The organism is Collinsella bouchesdurhonensis, from assembly GCF_900155365.1.
Lineage (GTDB): Bacteria > Actinomycetota > Coriobacteriia > Coriobacteriales > Coriobacteriaceae > Collinsella > Collinsella bouchesdurhonensis.
The window spans coordinates 149533-174078 of sequence record NZ_LT699743.1; the positions used below are offsets into that span (position 1 = coordinate 149533).

Here is a 24546-nt window from a genome sequence, read left to right on the forward strand (position 1 = left end):
AAAGGAGGCCGCGCATGCGCATCATCAAGCTCTTCAAAAACCACATCCTGGCGTTGCTTGTCGCCATCGGCTTGATTGTCATCAGCTGTAACGCCGACCTAGCGCTGCCCAGCTTCATGAGTGAGATCGTCGACGTGGGCATCCAGCAAGGGGGCATCACCTCTCCGGTGCCCGACACCATCCGCGATGAATCCCTCTCGGACCTTGAGCTCTTCATGACCAAAGGCGACGCCAAACAAGTTGAGGACGCATACAGCAAGGCGGATAAAAACGGCGTGCGAACCTACATCGGCTCCGAAGAGGATCGTGCAGAAGAAGGCAAACTCACGAGCATCATGAGCCTGCCCGAAACCGTCGCCCTCTCGCTTGAGCAGGGTATCGACGCCAGCTCCATGGAAGATATGACCGATGGCAACGAGGGCTCGAACGAAGGCGGCGCCATATCCGCGCCTACGCCCGAGCAGATGGCAGTCATGACCCCCGAGGAGCTTGCCGCCATGCAGCAAAAGGCACAGGCGGCGGCAAAGATGCAAGAGCAGATCGATGCCGACGGCGGCAAGATCACCATGAAGAGCATGCGTATCGCTGTCGAGGGAGGCCTTGTTGAGCGCTCAAAGCTCGTCGAGGGCGCCAACAAGATGGCCGACGAGATGGGTTCCATGGGCGGATCCATTGTCACGCAGCGCGCCATCACCTATGTGCAGCAAGAGTACGAGGCACAGGGCATCTCCCTGAGCGATGTTCAGAACTCCTATCTTGCAAGCACGTCCGTCAAGATGTTCTCCCTGTGCGCCGTAAGCCTTGTGGCGACTATCCTCACGGGCGCCGTCGCCTCGCACACCGCCTGCACCATCGCGCGCGACCTGCGCCGCAAGACATTCAATAAGGTCATGCACTTCTCGCCCGCCGAAGTGGGCAAGTTTAGCCAGGCATCGCTTATCACGCGCTGCACCAACGATATCCAACAGATCCAGATGGCAACCACGCTCTTTATCCGCATGGTCATGATGGCGCCGATCATGGGCATCGTGGCCGTTATGCGCGTGCTCGCTACCCACACCGGCCTGGAGTGGACCATCGGCGTGGCCGTCATCGCGGTCTCCGCCGTCGTAGGTGTGCTCATGGGACTCACTATGCCCAAGTTCAAGAAGATGCAAAAGTACGTAGACCGCGTGAACCTCGTGGCACGCGAGATCCTTGACGGCATCATGCCCATCCGCGCCTTTGGCCGCCAAAAGCATGAGCTCGAGCGTTTTGACGAAGCGTCGTGCGACCTCATGACAACGCAGCTGTTCACCAACCGCGCCATGAGCTTCATGATGCCGCTCATGATGTTCGTCATGAACTGCGTGACCGTCCTTATCGTCTGGGCAGGCAGCCACGGCGTCTCCGACGGTGTCATGCAGGTGGGCGACATGATGGCCTTCATCTCCTACACCATGCAGATCGTCATGGCGTTCATGATCTTGACCATGGTCTCGGTCATGCTGCCGCGCGCCGAGGTCGCCGTCGAACGTGTAGAGGAGGTGCTCGCCACCGAGAGCTCCATCAAGGAGCCCCGGACCCCCAAGCTCCCTGCGGCAGACGGCGTTCACGGGCAGCTTGAATTCCGCGGCGTGAGCTTCCAGTACCCCGATGCTCGCCAGGACGTCATCGGCGGCGTGAGCTTTACCGTACGCGCCGGCCAGATGCTTGGCATCATCGGCTCCACGGGTTCGGGCAAGTCGACGCTTGTACAGCTTATTCCGCGCCTGTACGACGTCACCGGCGGCCAGATTCTGCTCGATGGCATCGACGTGCGCGATCTTCCGCTCTCCGAGCTTCGTCGCCGCGTGGGGTATATCCCCCAGCAGGGCATGCTCTTCTCCGGCACCGTCGAATCGAACCTCAAGTTCGCCGGCGAATCCGTGACGGACGAGAACATGCGCGAAGCGGCCCGCATCGCGCAGGCCAGCGACTTCATCGAGGAACGCGAAGGCGGCTTTGCCTCAGAAATCAGCCAGGGCGGATCCAACGTCTCCGGCGGCCAGCGCCAGCGCCTCTCCATCGCACGCGCCTTGGCAAAGCGCCCCGAGGTCGTGGTCTTCGATGACTCGTTCAGCGCGCTCGATTACAAGACCGACGCCTTGCTGCGCGAAGAGCTCGCACGCACCCAGAAGGACGCAGCGCTCGTCGTGGTGGCCCAGCGCATCGCCACGATCATGCATGCAGACCAGATCATCGTACTCGACGAAGGCGCGGTCGTGGGCCAAGGTACGCATGAGGAGCTCTTGCGCCGCTGCCCCGCCTATCTTGAAATCGCCCAGTCGCAGCTCTCCGCACGGGAGCTCGGGCTCAGCGAAGGTGAAATCGCCGCCGTCATGGATGGCAGCGCTCAGGAAGGAGGTGTCCGCTAATGGCCGATGAGATGAGTAAAACCGAGGTGCCCAAGCGCCAGGCACGGCAGGCAGGCCCTATGGGCAGGCGCGGACCCGGCCGCGTGGTCGAAAAGCCCAAGGATTTCAAGGGCACCATGCTCAAACTCTTGAGCTATGTGGGTCGCCACAAAGTGGCCGTTTTCTTTGCCGCCGCCTTCGCCATGGCCTCGGTCATCTTCAACATCGTGGGCCCCAAGGTCTTGGGTCAGGTGACCACCAAGCTCTTTGAGGGGCTGGTCGCCAAGGTCCAAGGCACCGGTGCGGTCGATTTTGGCTGGATCGGCAAGACGCTGCTGCTCTTGCTGGGTCTCTACCTCGCTAGCTCCGCATGCAACCTCGTCCAGGGCTGGCTCATGACAGGCGTCACGCAAAAAATCTGCTATCGCATGCGCAAGGAGATCGCCCAGAAGATCACCGTCATCCCTATGAGCTACTTCAACGGCCACAGCAAGGGCGACGTGCTCTCGCGCATCACAAACGATGTCGACACGCTGGGACAAAGCCTCAACCAGTCCGTGACGCAGCTCATCACCTCCATCACGCAGATTATCGGCGTGCTCGTGATGATGCTATCCATCAGTCTGCCGCTCACTGGCGTCGTCGTGGTCACGCTGCCGGTCGCCGCCGTGATCATGGGCGTGATGATGCACTTCTCGCAGCCATACTTTCGCGAGCAGCAGCAGGTCCTCGGCGCCGTCAACGGCATTATCGAGGAAGACTTCGCCGGTCAAAACGTCATCCAGGTGTTCGACCGCGCCGATGCTTCCGTGGCAGAGTTCGACGAGAAAAACGACCGTCTGTTCATCTCGGGCTGGCGCTCGCAGTTCCTCTCCGGCTTGATGATGCCGCTCATGAGCCTGGTGGGCAATATGGGTTACGTGGCCGTAGTTGTGGTGGGCGCGCAACTCGCGCTCACGGGCAGCGCCACCCCGGGCGATATCCAGAGCTTTATCCAGTACGTGCGCAACTTCACCCAGCCCGTGCAGCAGCTCGCCAACGTGAGCAACACGATGCAATCCATGGCAGCCGCCACTGAGCGCGTCTTCGAGTTTTTGGCGGCGCCCGAGGAGGAGCAGGCCGCAGTCCCTCAGATTCCCAAGAAGCGTCAGGGCCATGTGGAATTCGAGCACGTCAAGTTTGGCTACTCGCCCGACAAGACCATCATTCACGACTTCACCTGCGATGCCCTGCCCGGCCAGACCGTGGCGATCGTCGGCCCCACGGGAGCCGGCAAGACCACGCTCATCAAGCTGCTCCAGCGCTTCTACGACGTTGACGGCGGCAGCCTGCGTGTCGACGGTGTCGACGTGCGCGACTGGGACCGCACGGCCCTGCGTGAGCAGTTCGCCATGGTGCTGCAGGACACGTGGCTGTTCAACGGCACGATCCGCGAGAACATTCGCTATGGACGCCCCGACGCCACCGACGAAGAAGTCGAAGCGGCAGCCAAGGCAGCGCGCTGCGACCACTTTATCCATACGCTCGCCGGCGGCTACGACTTCATGATCAACGAGGAGGGAACAAACCTCTCCCAGGGCCAGCGTCAACTTGTGACCATCGCCCGCGCGGTGCTTGCCGACCGCCCCGCGCTGATTTTGGATGAGGCAACCTCAAACGTCGATACGCGTACCGAGGAGCTCATCCAACGCGCCATGGATACCCTTATGGAAGGACGCACGAGTTTTGTAATTGCGCATCGTCTGAGCACGATTCGCAATGCCGATGTCATCCTCGTCCTGCGCGACGGCGATATCGTGGAGGAAGGCACCCACGAGGAGCTCCTCGCTCGCGGCGGCTTTTATGCCGAGCTGTACAACTCGCAGTTCGAAGAGGCCGCATAAAGGCGGGCGGCGAGTGTCTCTCGCCGAGCGTTTCATCTTGCTTGAGACGTGGACCACAGTGGAGCATCTCGCACAGTGGGGTATCTCGTCTTGATTGGGGTGCGGCTCATATTGGCTCGCACCCCTTTTTCATGCGTGAGCTGCATTTCAACAGCCATGCCTCGCTATGCCGCATGCCGGATCACGCCCCTTCCATGCGCAAGCCACCGTGGGCATGCATGTTGCGTCTTCGCAGGTAAAAGGCTGGTTGCAACGAACAGTTGCGAAAGTAAGTCTAAAATTCCAACCAAAGACGGTGGAGGCACCGGGGTGCTTTGCGCACACTGAGGACAGACGCGTCCGCAAGCACCCTCCCACGAAAGGAAACGATATGGACCCCACGATGGCGCAGCGCCTCGTTGATAGAAGAAAAGCCGCTGGCCTCTCGCAAGAGGCGCTCGCCGACAAGCTCGGTGTGAGCCGTCAGGCCGTCAGCAAATGGGAGCGTAGCGAATCCTCCCCCGACACCGACAACCTTATCGCACTTGCAGCCCTCTACGGAGTCTCCCTTGACGAGCTACTTTATGGTTCGCCCGCACAGCCGGACGCGGCAAAAACGGAACGGGAGGAACCCGTTTCCGCCCCAGAGAGCGCACGCAACGATGATGCCTGCGAACAGGCAGAGGAACCGGGGCCTTCAAACGACGATAGACCAGACTTTCATACAAGCGAGCGCGGTGAGCGCGTTCATATCTCCCTAAAAGAGGGCATCCACGTTGTCGACCCCGAAAAAGGAGAAGAGGTCCACGTGGGATGGAGCGGTATCCATGTAGAAAACGAGCGCCGCGGCGAGCATGTGCACATCGGCCCCGATGGCATGCGCATCGATTCTTCCGATGACGGGCATAGCGTACACACCAACGAAGACGGCACGGTGACCATCGACGGCGAGACCTATGCCAGCTGGAAAGATGCTCACGATCATTGCGACCTCCGGGGCAACAGGCATCGCGGCCCCTTCGGCCGCGCCTGGAGCAAGTTTCCTTTTCCGGGAGTAGTGCTCGTGGCCTACTTAATCGGAGGGATTGTCTACAACGCCTGGCTGCCCGGCCTCATGCTCGTATTTTTAATTCCAGCGTATTACATGGTTGGCAGCCTTACCGATCGGCGCAAACCCCTTACGTTTCTAAGCAGCATCTATCCCATCGCCTGTGTTGCATGGTTTTGCTACATGGCCTTTTTCTGCAACCAAGCGCATCCCGCTTGGGCAATTTTCCTTACGATCCCCGTGGTCGAAGCGATTCTCCACTGGATTCGCAAGTCCTCACAAGGGCACAAGGCGCACTGAGACCCGATGCAGGACCTGGCGGGAACGGCCTTGCGGCGCGTCCATCTTGCGGTACGCTCGCCTCGCGACGCGTCCATCTCGCGAATGCCTAACAAGTGGTGGGTCTTCGTACATCCTCAGGCCTCCGATACCACCCTTAACGCCGTCATCCTCCATTGAATGGCGGTTTTTCGCGCATTCCGGGGGCAATACTTCAAAACGAATGGCGGTTTTTCGTGCACTTTTAGACGAGTGGCGGTTTTTGAAACGTCTATTTGCCGAAAACGGGCCCGGGATGCACGTTTTACCGCCACTCGATCAGAAATGTTCGATTTACCGCCACACATTGCGACGCGTATCGTGGCAGCGAGAAAACCGTTGATTCCTCCGCCGCACGTCGACCGTTACCCTCGGCCTCTCCATCATCATGTTCGTCTCCTCACAGAAACGAACATCTGTTTGCTTCTGTGCTATGATGATTAGCTAGCCTAAACGAAGAGAGGAGGCGTCCGTGACACTCGAAAACATGGATAGAGACATCAATGCGCTCATTGCAAAACTGCATGCCGACGAGCGCATCCATAAAAGCTCACATTTCTCTTCGACGCGCTACAACGACGAACCCATCATCTTCACAGGGCGCCAGATGTCCTCGTATATGCCAGACCGCTACCGCGAGATGCGCGCCATTTCGCGCTGGCAAGAAGGTGCCAACGGCGGGCGCGGACGGTGGCTTAGCGAGGATGAGTTTTTCTACCTTCAAGCAACCCTCATGGCCGATTTCGAAGACGATTGTCCCTACCAGGGAACCTTCAAAGCCTACTCGCCCACGTACAACGCCATGAGCGACCGGCAGCTTCGCGGCTACTTTACCTGGCGCACACAGGTACGTGCCGGCAACGTGGAGGAAACCTCGCTCTCCTTTGCCTTTGTCTACCTCTACGAGCTGCTCTGCGGTATCGGTTGCGCCGACGCGCAAGACGGCTTTCGGGCCATCAAGTCTTTTTGGGAGACCTACCGCACCTTTGCCCCCGAGCTCGACCGCTACGTCCGCGTTTGGCTGGCAGATTACGTTGTCTATCACAACCTGCCGGCATCGCTTTTGGAAGACAGCCGTACCCTCGAGTTCGACCGCGCGCTTATCGCGCTCAAACACGCGCAAGCCATAGCCGAACAACAGGCTCCCCAACAAAACACCCCCTCCCGCGGCGGCGCCCCGATCCTCATGCCGCCGAACCCCGAAGTCGAAGAGCCGCTCTTTCGAGCCATCGACACGCTCTCAACCTATCGCATCGCCGGCTCGAAATTCGCCAAGGACCACTACGACGATCTTCGCCACGTGGCGTGCGCCGTCTACCTGCGTCTGGCGGAGCACTACGCCAAGCATCGCAAGCTTCCCCTTATCGAAAGTCTGTTTGGCGAGAACATCTCGCTCCCCTACACGATGTTTGCCTCGGCGGTTTTCTTCGACCCCCAAAAGCACCCCGATTGCGACTATGAGCTGGACGAAGCCCATCGTTATCGCTGCCAGAAAGGCTATTGGAGCTGTCAAAAGTATCGAGGAGGGCGAGCACGCAACCCCAAGCTCGGCTCGGTTATGCGAGCGGTCGATTACGCCATGCGCGAAGCCTGGGATTATGCCCATCCCCTCAAGGAGAGCGACGTCCCCAAGTACATAGCGAAGATGATCGAACGCGAGGTATCCGAACGCCATGTCTGGGCGCTTGCGCATCGCCCCGTCAAAGTGAATATCGATCTCTCTCGCCTGCATAAGATTCGAAACGCCGCAGCCGAAGTTCGCGAGGCGCTGCTCATCGATGAAGAGCGTGACGAGGGTGTCAGCGCAAACGAGGCCGCAACAGACAGCACGTCATCTGTCGAGTCATTGCCTGCCGAAGCAATGCTCGACAAATCAACGGCAGCTGCAGATAAAGCAGACGAGCCCGTGTGCAACGATAGCCCCGCGGCGGACATTTCGCAGCAGCCCCATCTACCCGAAACAGCTCAGGATATCGCCACGTGCTCGGCAAAGGCCGCGTCTCCACTCGCCAGCGCTGCCGCAACTACACCTTTCGGCGCCGTTGCGAAAGGCCTCACACCCACCGTCACCGACCCCGCATCGGGCAACGACACCTCGCGCCCCCTCGATGCTAACCAGACCCAATACCTGACTGCCCTTCTCGCATCGGACACAGCCGCCCGCACGCACGCGCTATCCGCCGTGTCCACAAGCGAAGATATGATGGTCGACGCCATCAACGAGGCCCTGTTCGACCTGCTTGGAGATACCGCAATCGAGTACGGACCAGACGGTCCGCAGATCATCGAAGACTACCGCGAAGACGTGGAGGAGATACTCGCATGACCGATTTGTCCAATACCGTGCCGCGCATACCCAAACGCGTGGCAGCCGTGATTCTCAACTCGCTCAAAGGCGGCGTCGTGCCGCGCATCGGCCTGCCCTACATCACCGTAGGTCGCGAGACCGAGATTCGCGCGCTTTTAACCGATCTTTCCCTCATTGCCGATGGCGGCGCAAGCTTCCGGTTCCTGGTTGGACGCTACGGCGCCGGCAAGAGCTTCTTGCTGCAGACCATCCGCACGCATGCCATGGGCGAAGGCTTTGTAGTGGCCGACGCCGACCTCTCCCCCGAGCGGCGCCTGCAGGGAGGCCAGGGCCAGGGGCTTGCCACCTACCGCGAGCTCATTCGCAACCTCTCCACCAAGACGCGCCCCGAAGGCGGCGCCCTCAACCTCATCTTGGATCGTTGGGTCGCCTCGACGCTCGATACTCGCGCGAGCGAAGACACGGGTGACGACGACGAATCGCACATGCGCGCACAGCTTGACGAGCTTGAAGAGATGGTCCACGGATTCGACTTCGCGCGCATGCTCGTGCGCTATCGCACCGCGGCCCTCGAAGGCGACGACGAGGTAAAAAGCTGTGTCACCCGCTGGCTGCGCGGCGAATATCGCACCAAAACCGAGGCCAAGGCCGACTTGGGCACCTCGACCATCATCACCGACGACGATTGGTACGACTACGTCAAGCTGCTCGCGCGTTTTCTCGTTGGTGCCGGATACAAGGGTCTCATCGTCATGATCGACGAGCTCGTGAACCTCTACAAGATCCCCAACGCCATCACGCGCCAGTACAACTACGAGAAGATTCTCACCATGTACAACGACACCCTACAGGGCAAGGCGCACCACCTGGGCATCATCATGGGCGGCACGCCCACTTCCATCGAAGATCGCCGTCGCGGCGTCTTTAGCTACGAGGCCCTTCGCAGCCGTCTTACGCAGGGGCGTTTTGCGCGCGAGGACATGCGCGACATGTTGGCCCCTATCATTCGCTTGCACCCCCTCACCTATGAGGAGCTGCTGGTATTGATTGAGAAGCTCGGTCAGATCCATGCGGGCTACTTTGGCTACGAAGACACTATCACAGACAAGGACCTCGCTGCCTTCTTGCAGATCGAGTTTGGTCGTGTGGGGGCAGACACGCACCTTACACCGCGCGAGGTGATCCGCGACTTTATTGAGCTGCTGGATATCGCCTATCAAAACCCGGATGTCGACATCGCGGCCCTGCTGCGCGATGAAGGGACAATCGCGGGCGCTGGCACTCCCGCTGCGTCAAGCAACACGGGCGACAGCGGCAATGGGGACGCGGGTGCCGCGCCCTTTGCCGAGTTCACGTTGTAGCAAGCAAACCCCACCACCGGAAAGGAGGCTCTAACCATGAATGCATTCGATCGTTTTGCGCCCTTTGTGCAGGATTTTATCTACGCAAACGGATGGGAGAGCCTCCGCTCCATCCAGGTGGCGGCGGCGGACGCCATATTCAACACCAACGAAAACGTACTGCTCACCGCAAGCACCGCTTTGGGCAAAACCGAAGCGGCGTTCTTCCCCATCTTGACGCTGTTTTCCGAAGACCCGCCGGCAAGCGTGGGCGCTCTGTACATCGGCCCGCTCAAGGCTCTTATCAACGACCAGTTCTATCGCCTAAACGACCTGTGCGACCAAGCCGATATCCCGGTATGGCACTGGCACGGAGACGTCGCCGCTTCGCACAAGCGCAAGCTGCTGCAAAACCCCTCCGGCATCCTGCAGATCACGCCCGAATCGCTCGAAGCATTGCTGCTGCATAAGCACTCCGCCATCTCGCGTCTCTTTGGCGACCTGCGATTCATCGTGATCGACGAGGTTCACTCCCTACTGCGTGGCGATCGCGGTGGTCAGACACTCTGCCTCATCGAGCGCCTCTCCGCCATGGCGGGCGTCAATCCGCGGCGTATCGGCCTTTCCGCCACGATGGGCGACCCCGAGCGCACGGGCGATTTCTTGGCTGCGGGCACCGGACGAGGCACCATCATCCCCCGCTTTGATGAGCCGCGCCGCACCTGGCGGCTCTCCATGGACCACTTTTACATTACAGGCCCACAGGCCACAGAGCGCCTTACTGTCTCGACAGACCCTCAACCCGCCGAGGTCATATCGGTCGAAACGCTGCCCGCGGGTGTCCCCTCGGTAGAAGACGTTCTTGCGCGTGCATATGAACCGGGCGCCGAGCCACGCGAACTCGCTGCTTCGACTGCCCGCAAGGAAACCGTGGGACAGGAACCTCCACATGTACAAGACACCGCTCGGGATGCGACGGAAAACAACGCCGCAGACGTCTCCATTCCGCCTGCCGCTCAACAAGAACTTATGGCGCCGAGCGATACCGCCCCGCAAGATGCCGACCCCGGTATCGGATACATCTTTGAGCATACGCGCGGGCGCAAGTGCCTGGTCTTTGTGAACTCACGCGAGGAAGCCGAGGGCGTGTGTACGCTTCTTCGCCAGTATTGCGAGGCCATGCACGAACCCGATCGATTCCTTATCCATCACGGCAACCTCTCGGCTTCATATCGTCAATCCGCCGAAGAAGCCATGCGCGACGAAGAGCTGACACTCACCACCGTCACCACCGCCACGCTTGAGCTGGGTATCGACATCGGCCGCTTGGAGCGCGCTTTCCAGATTGATGCACCCTTTACCGTCAGCTCGTTCCTTCAACGCATGGGTCGCACCGGCCGACGTGACCTCCCGCCCGAGATGCACTTCGTAATACGCGAGGAGCAGCCCGAACCGCGCTCGATGTTGCCCGAAACTATCCCCTGGAAGCTCCTACAGGGTATAGCGCTCGTGCAACTCTACCTGGAAGAGCGCTGGGTCGAGCCCCCGCAACTCGACCGCCTTCCCTATAGCCTGCTCTATCACCAGGTTATGGCCACGCTTGCCTCCTGCGGTGAACTCACGCCCGCAGAGCTCGCGGGTCGCGTGCTCACGCTCTCGTACTTCCATCGTGTGACCGCCGACGACCTGCGCTGTCTGCTCCATTACCTGCTGGAGACCGACCAGATTGAACAAACGGAACGCGGTGGTCTCATCGTGGGCATCACGGGCGAGCGCACTACTAATTCATTCAAGTTCTACGCTGTGTTCCAGGAAAACGAGGAGTACACGGTACGCTGCGAATCCTCCGAGCTCGGTACCATCGTCAACCCGCCACCGCCAGGCGAGCGCATCGCCATTGCCGGTCATTGTTGGATTGTCGAAGAGGTGGACCACAAGCGCCGCCTGGTGTACTGTACGCAGGTCAAAGGCCGTGTTCCCGCCTATTTTGGCGATTGCCCCGGAGACATCAACACCCACGTGCTCGAACGCATGCGCCGCGTTCTGCGCGAAACCAGCTCCTATCCATACCTTATGGGCAATGCCCGCGCACGCCTCTTGCAGGCACGTCATGTGGCGCGTGCTGGAGGCGTCACCGAACGTCCGCTCATCAACCTGGGCGGCGACACTTGGGCACTGTTCCCCTGGCTTGGAAGCTATGCATTCCTGGCACTCGAGCGCCTGCTTAAAATCAAATGCGCAAAAGAGCTAGGCCTCAAGGGGCTTGATCCCTCGCGCCCCTATTTTTTGCAGTTCCGCATGGACGCCGACGAGGAGACGTTCTATGAGGTATGTACCGAGGCCGCGCAGAGCGACTTTGACCCCATAGAACTCGTCTATCCCGGCGAGGTGCCGTACTTTAACAAGTACGACCAGTTCCTGCCCGAATCACTCGTGCGCAAAGGCTTTGCCGAGGGCGTACTGGATATCGAGGGTATGCGTCGTCGCGTAGCCTCCTGGAGAGCATAACGGCCTGTCAAGTGATGAGGGTGCGGCATCAACCGTGCCCTCTCGACTGGCAAGACGCCAGCATCGATATGCACCCGAAGAGACCCGAACGTCTCACCCGGGCGTTAGAGCGTCCCCTTGAGGATTCCCTCGTTCGCATCAAAGCCCTCGCCCAAGATCTGGCCCACAAGGTCATAGCAATACTGCAGGGTAAAATCGCCGCAACCGGGAGCATTACGAATCGCATTTTGCGAGGCGAGCTCCTCGGTGTAGTCCGAAAGCTTGTAGACGCTCATAGACGGATTAGGCGCGCGATGCGTGACCAGGGGCGTAAGCGAATACTCGGTAACCTTGCAAGCATCGCCGGTCTTTTCCAGCATGAGCTTGGCCATACCGCCCAGCATGCGTGGCTTTTCGATCTGGCCGGAAACAAAATTGCCCAAAGACCAGAACACGGGAACCTTCTTGCCGTCGGCACCGTCTCTCACATCGACGTTCTCGAGCACGTGGGGATGCGTGCCGATAATCGCATCGACGCCGGCATCCAGGAAAATCTGGCCGTACTCAAGCTGGGTATCGTCGGGAGTATAGACATACTCGGTACCCCAGTGAGGGAAAGCGATCACAAAGTCGGCGCCCGCCTCGCGTGCTCGCTTGACATCGCCGGGCAGGTCGCTCAGGTGCAACTTCTTGACGCACCAAGGAGCGCTATCCGGCAGCGGAATGCCGTTTGTATGCTGGGTGTAGTTGAGCAGTGCAACTTTGATGCCGCCACGCTCGATAATATGGATGGCGTCTGCCAGCTCCTGGCTATCCGCCACGCCGGGAACCACCATCTCGGGATGCTTATCGCGCCAATAGGAAAGATCCCATTTGATGCCTTCAAATCCCTGGTCAAGAGCATGGTTTGTGGCCGTAAGCGCTACGTCCACGCCCGCCTTCGCCTCGGCGTCTCCCAGTTCCTGGGGGCTATTAAAGTTAGGGAAATCCTCGAGGCCATGCTCGGTGCCGCCCAGAATCGTCTCCTGATTGACGATTGCGATGTCATTATTCGCAAACTCATCGGTCAAGTTCGCGAAAAAGTGATCGTAATTGTACGTTCCATCCGATCGGCGGCCGCTGTTCCACACACTCGTATGGATGAGCATGTCGCCCACCATCATGAGGGTAATGCTTTTGGTCGACTGCGCACCATCAAAAACCGTTGCAAGCTGAGGCTCAATGGCTCCCGCGGCAGAGGGACCGGATGCGGAACCGGCGCCAAACGGAAGCGCACAGCCCGAAAGGGATGCGGCGCCCGCACAACCAAGGGTGCCCAAAAGACCTGCTATGAAAGCACGACGGGAAATGTCGCACGAAGAATGAAGTTCGACGTCATGTCGACGGAAGCGGTCCTGCTCCTGCGCCACGATAACCCCCACAAAAAAACGCGAGCACTTAACAGCAGTAGCATACCGTATCGTCTGAATTTAACTACCTCAAAAAGCGAGCGGCACCTAAGGGAACGTTGGCTTCGCCCAGGCTGTAGAACGGCGAAATCTTCAAGCGACCAGAACCGGAAGCACGGCAAATACGCCGGGCGCCGCTGCACTTCGGCACGCAAAGATTGCCTAATCGAACAGCGGCTCGCCAGGAAAGTCCTCTCCATACGCGATAGCATCCGCAAAGGAGTAGTCCTCGTCTGAGGCGATAAGCAGGTAGTTGTCCTCTTCGCCCAACTCCTCGTCGGTGGTTTGTATCACACTGGCATGCGCAAAAACGCGCAGTGCGCTCGCTAGCGCATCGCGCAAAAACGAGATATCGGTACCGTGGTCGCGCGAGACGATATTGGCCATATACAGGCCGCCCGGGGTGAGATGTTCCCGCACCCGCTGTAGCGCTTGCACCGTCGCCACGCTGCGCACGGGATCTGCACCGGCAAAAACGTCGCTAATCACAACGTCGTAAAGCACAGGCTGAGCGCCCTCCATAGAGATGCGCTCGAGATACACGCGCGCGTCCTCAGTACAAATGCCCAAGCGCGGGCCTACTTCTTGCTCCAAACGGTCAAGGTAGAACCACCGACGCGCCATCTGAACGATAGCGGGATCGGCCTCGACCACATCCATCCAAACGTCGTCGCGAGTGGCAAGCAACGCCTTGGGATATGAGAACCCGCCACCGCCAAGCATGAGCACACGACCGATACCATGGGCGTACCATGCCCTCATCTGCGGCAGGGCCTCAAACATCGTATCGAAGGCGCGAATGTACTCAAATACCGGCTCCGACCAGCGCTCTCCCAAATACGTAGCCGACTGAAAGACGCCTCCCTGGGCAAGCACGCGCACCTCGGAGCCGTCTTCGAGCTTGAGCACCTTGACACGGGCACGACCCGCGCGCGTGCGCACCAGTTGGATGCAACGCGCACCTGCAGCCAGCGCGCCTCCAAGCGCCGCCGCGCCCAACGCCACGCCAACCGCCGTCGACACGCTCTTGTTTTGCAAGCTCCCCATAGCTACAGCTCCCGCGTTTGATAGAGGCCGTTATCGACAAATCCCTGAGTCCGATAATACTCCCGGGTTCCGATAGCCGAAATCACGTTGATGCGCGCATATCCCGCCTCGCGCGCCATCTCGCATGCCCGCTCGATCAGACGACGGCCCAACCCCATATGCTGAGCCCCGTTGCCCGCGGCATGCAGGTGTGCCACCTTGCCGTACACATGCACCTCACGAATCATCGCTTCACCCAAATGCACGGGAAGTTCTGCAGAATGCTTACGCACATACTCCTGACTGGGCAAAGAGAGCCGCAGGAATCCGGCGATGCGGTTTTCATCGTCGACCCATTGCAAGAAACGCTCGCTTGTATTGGTGGTCTTATAGGACACGACGTCGAGATGGAGCTCGTCGAGGGCCACTTCGCGCCCAGCAATCTCGCGATAGCGAATCTCTTCGACACGACGGGCCGCCGCCTGGTCTTGGCCCAGGCGCAGCTCGACAAGTTGGCGAAGATTGGGCTTCTTGTTGCCCACTTTAATATCCCCCGAAGAGAAGTCTCTGATCATGCGGGAGATACGCGTGAATGCCGGTGTGGCCAAAACATCGTCGGCGAGGACATCGAGCAGTTCGTCTTCCGTGTAGGGGCGCCACGAGCCGTCCTCGTATCTCGCGCAAAGGCGCGCGCCCTCGATGAGCGCGCAGGGATAGAGTTTGATCTCGTCGGGCTGGAATGCAGCTTCACTCACAAGGCGTACGTAATCAAGCTTGTCCTGCTCGGGCGTGGCGCCCAGAAGATTTGCCATTGCGTGAGCATGGATCTTAAAGCCAAAGATGCGCAACAGGTCAAACGACTGGGCGACGCGCTCGAGCCTGATGCCGCGCTCGTTAAGGTCGAGAATGTGCTGGTTCAAGCTCTGTACGCCCATCTGGATCTTCGTGGCGCCCAGGCGGCGAATGAGCGTCAATGCTTGCGGCGTCACCGCGTCGGGACGCGTCTCGATCACAAGCCCCACCACGCGATGCACGGCGGTCTCGTTGATACGCTGCTGGCGTTCGAGCTCCTCGAGCGTTCCCACCTGGAACTCCGCCGCCCTTCCCCATGGGGAGTTTTTACCGTAGAGCTTCGCCATGCAGCGATTGTACGTAGCATCTGTATCGGACATGTCGTCGATGCGCTGCTGCCACGATGCGACCCCGCGCGCAATCGCCTCTGCGTCCGTCGAGACGCCAAGGTCACGATATCGCGCGCGTCGATCGAGAACCGCCTGCGGGACCTCGTGCGGATCGGTCTGCTCCAGCAGCTCCGCTGCGCGTTCGCGCGTAGATGCGCCCGGGTCTGCGAGCATGGGATTTGCCGCCACACCCGCCACGGCGTTGTCGTTGAGGGCGCGGAAGAGCTCAGTCACAAACCAGATTTGGTACTCGCGCGGATAGTCGCTCCAGGTGCCGCCGAGCACGATGAGCTCGATCTTGTCGGTAGCATGCCCCATCTGCGTAAGCGCCGTTAGACGGGCACTCACCTGCAGATACGGATCAAAACAGTTTTGCTCCGCACGGGCGCATGCGGGCTCGGCATGCAGGTAGCTCTTGGGCATGCGCAGATCGTTGGGACAAAAGAGGCAATCGCCCGAGCACGGCCACGGCTTGGTGATAACAGTGATGGTCGCCACGCCCGAGGCCGTGCGACGCGGCTTCATACGCAGGACCTGCATCAGGCACTGCTCGAGCTCGGGCGTGACATTCCACGCGGACCATCGCTCGTTGTCCTCGCGTTTGACGCGTTGGTAAAACGGCAGCAGGCGGCGCTTCGCGAGCATTCGCTTATCGGCACCCTCGCGGCGTGCCTCGGCATGTATCAGTTTGACGAGCACTTGATCGTCGACGGTCTCGCCGCGGCGCAGGCGCTCAAGTATGTTCAAAATAATCTGTTCCATGCCCCCATTGTAAAGGCAAAGGCGCCGGTGCCGACCTCGGCCCCGGCGCCTCCATCAAACGGCGCATCTATATCTTCGTCTGGCCCGCTACTCCGGATCAAATGACATGTCGCCCGAACCGACCTTAAAACGATACGTGGCAGACTTATCGCCGTTATCGAACTCATGATTCAAAATGGTCTCGCCATCGTAGCCAAGCGGAAGGAAATCGCTCTCGAAGTCGCCGCCGCCCACGGTAAGGCTCGCCTTAAAGCCCGTAGAATTCGGAACCGTCATCTCCACATCGCCCGAGTCCACGCTTGCGTCCATCGACTTCGCGGGGGCCTGGTAGAGTTCGAACGTCACATCGCCCGAACCGACCTCGGCATTCAGAGTGTCGGTCACGGTGCCCGCAAACGCGACGTCTCCCGAGCCCAACGTCAAATCAAAGTCGTGGCACGCAATGTCCGCGACCGTCAGGTCTCCCAACCCCACGTTTGCCGTAATACCTATCATGCTATCGGCAAGCTCACGCGGCAGTTCAATGGTGACCTTACGGTCATGGGCGCGCTCGTCATCGCAGTCGAACTGGCTAATCTTGAGTGTAGAGCCCTCAATCTTGGCCAGATCCTGAGTGGCGGCATCGGAAGCAGACGCCCCCTTTGCAACGTTCCCGCTTTCGATGACACGTACCGGTCCGCCAGAGACACGTTTAACCTCGACCGTCCCCGACGTCACGTCCAAGTCAAGCGATGTGAACGCGTCGGCATCAAACGTTTCGCTCGAAAGCTGTTGAGGCCGAGCGGAATAGTTACCGCTATTCAAGGAATCGTCCTCGTCAAACGCATCGTCCATACCTGACAAGTCGGATACAACATCGTCGAGATCCCACGGACCATTAAAATGAATCAATGTCCGCGAAACGCCAAAGACAAGTCCGATGATGAGCACGAACGCTCCGATGCCAACGCCCAAGCGTACCTTGGATTCATGCGAAAGCTTCATCATTCATCACCCTCTTTGACGATCGGGTCAGCGGTAGTCGCGGTAGCCACGTCAGCATCAACCGTAGCGGAAGCATTCTGAGCCCTAGCCGTCATCGGCGCCGGACCAACCTGAATATCCCCGCGTGCCCAATCACCATCGAGCGCACGCGCCACCCAGTGATAGATGGGAATCGTAAAGAAGACCAGCGCGGCAAAGGGGCCGGCACCAAACGGGAACATCAGCAAAAAGAACAGCAGCCAGCACACGGCCCGATACGGGAACGACTGGAACGGGCCCTTCACCGGAGTCGAGCTAACTGCGCCGCCACTCGTCGCCTGCGCCGCCACGGCATTGGCGGCCTGCGCGCTCCAACCTGCAGCCTGCGCTGCCTTGGCCGCAGCATCACTCGCCTGCGTTGCCGCCTCGGTAGCGCGCGCTGCCGCCTCATGGGTACGAGCACGCTCTGCCGCCTCGGCCTCGCGCTGACGGGCGCGGTCCTCGTTCTCAAATTCGATATCGTCCTCGATCTCGGCGCTCGGATTGAGCAGCTCGTCCAGGCTCACACCATAGAGCTTGGCGAGCGAAATCAGATTCTCGGTATCGGGCGAGCTCTCCGCGCGCTCCCATTTACTGACCGCCTGACGCGAGAGGCCCAGCCTTCGCGCCAAGCCCTCCTGGCTAAAGCCCTTACTGCGGCGAAGATCGGCGAGCCGCTGTGCAGTTTCTACATTCATGGTTCCTCCTATCTGATGCCAGCCGTGCCGCCGGATCGTTTTGTTCTTAAGGCGCCTTGCACAGTTAAAATCTATCCGCCACCGCCAAAAGTATGCCACCTATTCTAGTGAGATTTTTGACAACCGGCGGTTGCGGGTGCATGTGAGCTGGGAAAATGTGTCTAAACAAAGCAATGACGCCCACTCGGTTGTTCCTGCCGCAACGTTAACGGTAGTATGGTCGTGCAGTTTATTCCGCGTGTCGCCAACGGAAGGAGCCTCGCACCGTGAACCGCGATTTTGCCTCATCGCTCATCCAGCTCAACAACACGTTCTATCGCGAGCACGCCGCCTCCTTTTCCGACACGCGCCGGGCTCCCTGGCCCGGTTGGGTTCGTACCATGGACATCGCACTCGAGCAGATTGACGCGGTCGGTGGCGAGCAACCAGTCCGCGCCTTCGATCTTGCCTGCGGCAATATGCGGTTCGAACACTTCGCTCTCGGCCGCCTGAGCTCTTCGCCTTTCGCCGGCCGTCCTCTCGAGTTCTATGGCGTCGACTCATGTCAAGACCTCGCCACCGACGAAGGTGGATACGCTCGACGCATTCCCAACCTGCACTTCCAAGAAGTCGATGTGCTCGGAACGTTGATGAAGCTCAACCCCGCCGATATGCCCGATGTGGTCTTCGACGCCCCGCTCGCCGACATTTCTGTCTGCTTTGGTTTTATGCACCATGTGCCGTCGTGCGAGTACCGCGTACGCGTGCTCGACGCCCTGGTGCGTCAGACGCGTCTGGGCGGCATCATCGCCATCAGCTTTTGGGAGTTCATGAACGACGAGCGCATGGTGCGCAAGGCCGCCCGTGCCGAGGCGCGCGCCGAGCTCGCTCCTCCGTTCGAAGGGTATGACCCCTCGCAGTTCGAGCCGGGCGACCACCTTATCGGTTGGCAAAACGACCATCACGCCTATCGCTACTGCCACCACTTTGACGATCAACAAATCACCGACTTGGTAACAGGAGTGCGCGCATTGAGCACGAACGATGACGCCCCCGTACGCGAGCTAGCACGCTTTCATGCCGACGGACATAGCGGCGAGCTCAATCGCTATGTAATCTTGCAAAGAGCCTGATGCCTTGGCGGCATCCGCCTAACAGCATTCACGCATGGTCGCCATCTTCTGCAGGCGCTCAAGATGGAGAAATTCCTTTCGCCCATTTGGATCTCCGCATTCCCTGATAAGGCAACCCGAAAAAACGGTCGAGCTCGTCTTTTGAGAGGAGGGGCGAAAGTCCCTGCAGACCCCTGCGGGCGCCGCTCCGTATCCTCAATCGCCTCGATAACCCCCCCTTGCAGCCAAGAGCAGCCACGCAGGCATTATCGACCATCCACGGCCGCTCATTTGCCATCGAGAATGGATTGACGTGCACGGCCATCTCGAAGATGCCAACACTTCAAGAGCGAAAAACGCGTCTTAAAATGCTTTGTCGCAATCTGATTACGGCGACATTTTGCGGCAAGGGCCGCGCGCGGTGATTTTGTTTCTTCGTTTTCTTCCCCATGGCCCCGCCAAACGCCAGAACGTGACGGTACCCTAGTCTGGTAAAACAATATCCCTCGTGCGGACACGATTTGGACGCGCCTATTGGAGACCCATGGGAAGCTTGCACGTCAGAACCCCCAAGAACTTTGTGCTCGAGGAGCGCCTGGAGCGCTACGGCTCGGCAATCGAGACGAGCCCCGAAAGCTATATCGGTCATTGGCGCGAGGCCTGCGCCCCCGCCGGAAGCAAGCCCTTTGCCCGCCTTCATCTTGATCTTGGCTGCGGAAAGGGAACGTACCTGGCAGAACGTGCCAAAATCGAGCCCGATACGCTCTTTGTCGGTGCCGATCAAGAGCCCATCTGCATTGCCTATGCCGCGCAGCGCGTTGTTGAGGCGAGCATCGCAAACGCGGTCCTGGTCCCGCGCAAGGCGGGCTCACTCGCACGCATTTTTGCCACCGGCGAGCTCGATGCCATCACGCTCAACTTCCCCACCCCGTGCCCCAAGGCACGCCATGCCAAGCAAAGGCTCGTCTACGTCGATGCACTCGCAAGCTTCCGGCCACTCCTCGCCGCAGACGGAACCGTCACGTTGCGCACTGACAGCAAGCCGCTGCGCGACTATGCCTTGGGCCAATTTGAAGCCGTGGGCTACCGGGCGCTTTGGATCAGCGACGACGTGCGCGCAAAGCACCCGGAGCACCCCATGACCGAATACGAGCAGCGCACCCGCGACATGGGCGCATACGTCTATGGCATCTGCGCCACCCCTGGCGCTGCCCCAAGCAAAACCCAGCTCGAAGCAGGCCGCGCACAGGAGCAAAGCCTCGCTTGCTATCTGCCGCAAGACCTCGAAAGCCTCAATTACGTGCCTCTCGGCATGGAAGAGGCCGTCGAAAACTTCAAGAACCGCATGCGCAAAGGCAAAAACCGCTTCCCGCAAGTCTAACGAAGCTCAACTCGAATCAAAAAATTACGGTTATAGGTAGGTCTGCCGGTTCTTTTAAAGTAGACCCGCTAAACCCAAAACAAAAGGGCCTTCATCGATCTCTACGTACTCTGCCAGATGCGTACCTTTCCAACACTCTCCCGCGCCAGCCGATAAGATCTTTTTCCACATTGGGGCCGAGCACCGCGTCTCTCGGCCATAATAGTTGACGGACAAATTCGAGAGAAAGCAGCTCGCATGGCTCAAAATGCAGCAAACAACAACCAAGACGCCGTGACCGTCACGGGCGCGGGCGCGGCCAGCTCATTCTCGGGCGGTACGGGAACCGAAGCCGAGTTCGGCTCGCTCGGCGCTCTCTCCCCTTGCTGGTGGGAGCCAGAAGATGGCTCCGAGCCCGAGCCCTGGCTCAAGGCAGACCAAGCCTTCGAGCGTTTTTTGGAGTGGACGGGCAGCCGGGGAATCGAGCTATGGGAGCACCAGGAAGAGGCCCTTATGGACCTCGCCGCGGGTAACCATGTCATCCTGGGCACGCCCACGGGATCGGGAAAATCGCTCGTGGCGCTTGGCATGCTCTTTATGGGCATGGCGCAGGGCAAACGCTCGTACTACACCGCTCCCATCAAGGCGCTGGTGTCCGAGAAGTTCTTTGACCTGGTGCAGGTGCTCGGCCGCGAAAACGTGGGCATGATCACCGGCGACACGCACATCAATACTTCGGCTCCGGTCATTTGCTGCACCGCCGAGATTCTTGCCAACGATGCCCTGCGCGAGGGCGAAGACACCGATGTTGGCTGCGTAGCCATGGACGAGTTCCACTTCTTTGCCGACCCCGACCGCGGATGGGCCTGGCAAGTGCCGCTGCTTACGCTGCCCCATACCCAGTTCATGCTGATGAGCGCCACCCTCGGTGACGTCTCGGCCATTGCCGCTTCCCTGCGCGAACACACCGACAGCGACGTCGACCTCGTGGTTGACGCGCCACGTCCCGTACCGCTGTCCTACGATTACGTGAAGACACCGCTCGAGGGAACCGTCGAGCTCGCCATGCGCAACAACGAGGCCCCGCTCTATATCGTGCACTTTAGCCAGGATGCGGCGCTCTCCACCGCGCAATCGCTTGCCAACTTTGGCATCGCCACCAAGGAGCAGCGCGAACAGATCAAAGAGATGGCGCGCGGCACGCACTTCACCACCGCCTTTGGCAAGATCCTCAAGCGCCTGCTGAGCTGCGGCGTGGGCGTGCACCATGCTGGCATGCTGCCGCGCTACCGCCTGCTTGTCGAGAAGCTCGCACAGCAGGGTCTGCTGCCCGTTATCTGCGGCACCGACACGCTGGGCGTGGGCATCAACGTTCCCATCCACACCGTGGTGCTCACCGCGCTCACCAAGTTTGACGGCTACAAGATGCGCCGTCTGCGCGCACGCGAGTTTCATCAGATTGCCGGCCGCGCCGGTCGTTCGGGCTTCGACACCGAGGGCATGGTTATTGCCGAGGCACCCGAATACGAGATCGAGAACGCAAAACTCCTCCTCAAGGCAGGCGACGACCCCAAGAAGCTGCGCAAAATCAAAAAGAAAAAACCGCCCGAGGGCTTTGTGACCTGGAATGAGCAAACCTTCCAGCGACTCATCGAAACGCAGCCCGAGACACTCAAGCCGCGTCTGCGCATCACGCACTCCATGGTGCTCTCCATGGTCGAGCAAGGCGGCGACGCGCGTGCACGCGTCAGCGAACTTATCGCCAAGAGTCTGCAGACCGACGAGGAAAAGATCAAGCTCAACGTCCGTGCCGACGAGATTTTCGCCACGCTGATCGACTCCGGCGTCGTCGTGCGCACCGAGGTGCCGCCCGCACCAGACGCACCGGCAGATGCGCTGCCCGAAGTGGATTACGCCCTCACGGTCGATCTGCCCGAAGACTTCGCCCTCGACCAGCCGCTCTCGCCATTCCTGCTCGCTGCACTCGAGCTGCTCGACCCAGAAAGCGATACCTACACCTTTGACCTCATCTCGATGGTCGAGGCCACGCTCGAAGATCCCAAGCAAGTGCTACGCGCCCAAGAGCGCGCGGCTCGCTCGCGCGCCATGGCAGAGATGAAAGCCGATGGCATCGATTTCGAAGAGCGCAAGGAGCGCCTGCAAGACATCACCTACCCCAAGCCGCTCGAAGACCTGCTCGACACCGCCTTTGCCACCTATTGCGCCGAGGTACCTTGGGCAAACGACTACGAGCTCAGCCCCAAAAGCGTCCTGCGCGACATGCTAGAAGGCGCCAATGACTTTAAGGGCTATATCCAAAAGCTCAATATCGCGCGCTCGGAAGGCATCTTGCTGCGCTATCTTGCCGAGGCATTCCGCTCGCTTGACCGCACGGTGCCCGTGGCAAAGCGCAACGAGCAGCTCGAAGACATCATCTCTTGGCTGGGCTTTATGGTGCGCTCCGTCGACTCCAGTCTGGTGGACGAGTGGGAGGCCGCTGGCGACCCCGCGGCGCTCGACATGGCGCCGCCCTCAGCAGCCGACCAGGTAGTCGCCGACCGCCGAGGCGTCACCCTGTTGGTGCGCAACGCCCTCATTCGCCGCGTGACGCTCGCCGCCCGAGAGCGCTACGACCAGCTAGGAGAGCTCGATGCCGACTTCGGCATGACCGCGACGCGCTGGGAGCGCGCACTCGACACATATCACGAGCAGCACGAAGAAATCCTCACCGACGCCGACGCCCGCTCCTCTGCGATGCTTTCCATCGACGAGGCAGACGAGCAGGCCGCACATGTCTGGCATGTCCACCAGATCTTTGCCGACGAAGACGGCGACCATGACTTTGGCATCATGGCCGACCTTGACCTCGACGCCACCCAAGAGGAAGGTGAAGCCGTCTTCAAAAACTACCGCGTAGGCTTTATCGAAGACCTGCTGGACTAGCCCGACTGCCCCCAATGTGACAGCAAAACGACAGGTTTATTCTGTCACATTTTCACATGGCATCCATACATGCGCAGGAGGGGTGAATATGTGACAGAATAAACCTGTCGACTTTTTGTCACATAGGGGTGCCATCCGGGAAGGGATGGCACCCTTTTTGTTTAGCGGCGGCCGCAGTAGGCGTCGCGGGCGATGTTGACCAAGTCCTGCTTGGATACGGCACGCGGATTGGACGGCGTACAGCGGTCGTGCTGGGCCGCCTCGGCAATGCCGGAAAGCTCAGCCTCAAATACCGCGGGCTCAAACTTCGGCAGATCGGACAGGGCGTTCTCAACGCCCAGGCACTCGCGCAGCTCGATCACGCGAGCCAGCAGCTCATCGGCATCCGCCATGCCCAGATCATGAGCCAAACGGTCATACGGCTCGCGATACTTGGGTTCGCTCATATGGAATCGCATCACATAGGGCAGCAAGATGGCGTTCAAGCGGCCGTGTGCCACATGGAAGCGTCCGCCCAGAGCATGTGCCAGCGAATGGTTGATGCCTAAGCCAGCGTTGGTGAAGGCGATACCCGCCGAGCAAGAAGCCTCGATCATGCGCGTACGGCTACGCATGGCAAGACCGTCGCGATAGACCACCGGCAGGTCCTCGAACACGATGGAGGCAGCTTTCACGGCAAGCGCATCGGTAAACGGCGTGGCGGCGTTAGAGACATAGGCCTCGATGGCGTGCGTCAGTACGTCAAGACCGGTATCGGCCGTGATCTTTGCCGGCACGGTCTTGGTGAAATCGGCCTCGAGCAGGGCGCCGTCGGGGGCCAGGAAATCGTCAATCAGCACAACCTTGTTCTCGCCGCGCGTGATGACGGCAAAGTTGGTGACCTCCGAGCCCGTACCCGCCGTGGTAGGAATGGCCAGGAAATACGGTTTGTCCATTCCATGCTCGTGGGCAAAGTACAAAATAGCCTTCGTAGCATCGATGCACGAACCGCCGCCAAAGGCGATGACCATATCCGGTTGAACGCGCTCCACCACAGCGACGCCTGCGTCAACGAGCTCCTGGCTCGGATCGGGCTTGACGTCGGAATACGTCTGGTAGCGCGCGCCCGCGGGCAGGTGCTGAGCCATCTTGGCGACCATGCCCGAGGACTCCAAAAAGCCATCGGTGATAATCAACACGTTGCGATAGGTCAGGCCCTCAAGATGATTGATGGCCTGCGACCCAAAAAACAATTCGGTCGTGAGCTTAAAGCCCTGCATGAGAGCCCCTTTCGATTTTTACATGAGAGTTGTCGCGT

Annotated in this window: 15 protein-coding genes; 9 read left to right on the plus strand and 6 right to left on the minus strand. The window is 59.8% G+C overall.

Annotated features, from left to right (window positions below; genetic code table 11):
• Positions 1–14 precede the first annotated feature (14 nt).
• From BQ9843_RS06960 to BQ9843_RS06985, 6 genes are all read left to right on the plus strand, one after another.
• Positions 15–2396, plus strand: coding sequence for an ABC transporter ATP-binding protein (locus tag BQ9843_RS06960; protein ID WP_075844431.1), 2382 nt, complete (start codon positions 15–17; stop codon positions 2394–2396).
• A complete protein-coding gene (locus BQ9843_RS06965) occupies positions 2396–4258 on the plus strand; it encodes an ABC transporter ATP-binding protein (RefSeq protein ID WP_075844432.1) in 1863 nt (620 codons plus the stop codon). The genes BQ9843_RS06960 and BQ9843_RS06965 overlap by 1 nt, the downstream gene beginning before the upstream one ends.
• 370 nt (positions 4259–4628) lie before the next feature.
• Positions 4629–5585, plus strand: a complete 957-nt coding sequence (locus BQ9843_RS06970; protein ID WP_075844433.1) for a helix-turn-helix domain-containing protein — start codon at positions 4629–4631, stop codon at positions 5583–5585.
• 490 nt (positions 5586–6075) lie between these two features.
• Positions 6076–7929, plus strand: a complete 1854-nt coding sequence (locus BQ9843_RS06975) for a TerB N-terminal domain-containing protein (RefSeq protein ID WP_230205633.1) — start codon at positions 6076–6078, stop codon at positions 7927–7929.
• Positions 7926–9272, plus strand: coding sequence for an ATP-binding protein (locus tag BQ9843_RS06980; RefSeq protein ID WP_075844434.1), 1347 nt, complete (start codon positions 7926–7928; stop codon positions 9270–9272). The genes BQ9843_RS06975 and BQ9843_RS06980 overlap by 4 nt, the downstream gene beginning before the upstream one ends.
• 36 nt (positions 9273–9308) lie before the next feature.
• A complete protein-coding gene (locus tag BQ9843_RS06985; protein ID WP_075844435.1) occupies positions 9309–11759 on the plus strand; it encodes a DEAD/DEAH box helicase in 2451 nt (816 codons plus the stop codon).
• 104 nt (positions 11760–11863) lie between these two features.
• Here BQ9843_RS06985 and BQ9843_RS06990 read toward each other — a convergent pair whose 3' ends face one another.
• The 5 genes from BQ9843_RS06990 to BQ9843_RS07010 all read right to left on the minus strand — a co-directional run bounded on the left by BQ9843_RS06990 (position 11864) and on the right by BQ9843_RS07010 (position 17855).
• Positions 11864–13147 carry a CapA family protein gene (locus BQ9843_RS06990; RefSeq protein ID WP_075844436.1) on the minus strand — a complete coding sequence of 428 codons (1284 nt, stop codon included), beginning with the start codon at positions 13145–13147 and terminating at the stop codon, positions 11864–11866.
• A 201-nt stretch (positions 13148–13348) separates the two neighbouring features.
• On the minus strand, positions 13349–14233 hold the full coding sequence (locus tag BQ9843_RS06995; RefSeq protein WP_075844437.1) for a spermidine synthase: 885 nt from the start codon (positions 14231–14233) through the stop codon (positions 13349–13351).
• A 2-nt stretch (positions 14234–14235) separates the two neighbouring features.
• Positions 14236–16155, minus strand: a complete 1920-nt coding sequence (locus BQ9843_RS07000) for an elongator complex protein 3 (protein WP_075844438.1) — start codon at positions 16153–16155, stop codon at positions 14236–14238.
• 87 nt (positions 16156–16242) lie between these two features.
• Positions 16243–17142 (minus strand): DUF4097 family beta strand repeat-containing protein, encoded by a 900-nt coding sequence (locus tag BQ9843_RS07005; protein ID WP_075844439.1) that lies wholly within the window; start codon positions 17140–17142, stop codon positions 16243–16245.
• A complete protein-coding gene (locus BQ9843_RS07010; protein WP_075844440.1) occupies positions 17139–17855 on the minus strand; it encodes a helix-turn-helix domain-containing protein in 717 nt (238 codons plus the stop codon). Before BQ9843_RS07010 ends, BQ9843_RS07005 begins: the two co-directional genes overlap by 4 nt.
• Positions 17856–18121: 266 nt before the next feature.
• On the opposite strand from BQ9843_RS07010, the gene BQ9843_RS07015 reads away from it, so the two are divergent.
• From BQ9843_RS07015 to BQ9843_RS07025, 3 genes are all read left to right on the plus strand, one after another.
• Positions 18122–18967 (plus strand): class I SAM-dependent methyltransferase, encoded by an 846-nt coding sequence (locus BQ9843_RS07015; RefSeq protein WP_075844441.1) that lies wholly within the window; start codon positions 18122–18124, stop codon positions 18965–18967.
• Positions 18968–19490: 523 nt separating this feature from the next.
• Positions 19491–20327, plus strand: coding sequence for a tRNA (guanine(46)-N(7))-methyltransferase TrmB (gene trmB, locus BQ9843_RS07020; RefSeq protein WP_075844442.1), 837 nt, complete (start codon positions 19491–19493; stop codon positions 20325–20327).
• 237 nt (positions 20328–20564) lie between these two features.
• The gene (locus BQ9843_RS07025) at positions 20565–23249 is read left to right on the plus strand and encodes a DEAD/DEAH box helicase (RefSeq protein ID WP_075844443.1); all 2685 of its coding nucleotides are present in this window, start codon (positions 20565–20567) and stop codon (positions 23247–23249) included.
• Positions 23250–23410: 161 nt separating this feature from the next.
• Here BQ9843_RS07025 and BQ9843_RS07030 read toward each other — a convergent pair whose 3' ends face one another.
• Positions 23411–24508 (minus strand): 1-propanol dehydrogenase PduQ, encoded by a 1098-nt coding sequence (locus BQ9843_RS07030; RefSeq protein ID WP_075844444.1) that lies wholly within the window; start codon positions 24506–24508, stop codon positions 23411–23413.
• Between the last annotated feature and the right edge of the window lie 38 nt (positions 24509–24546).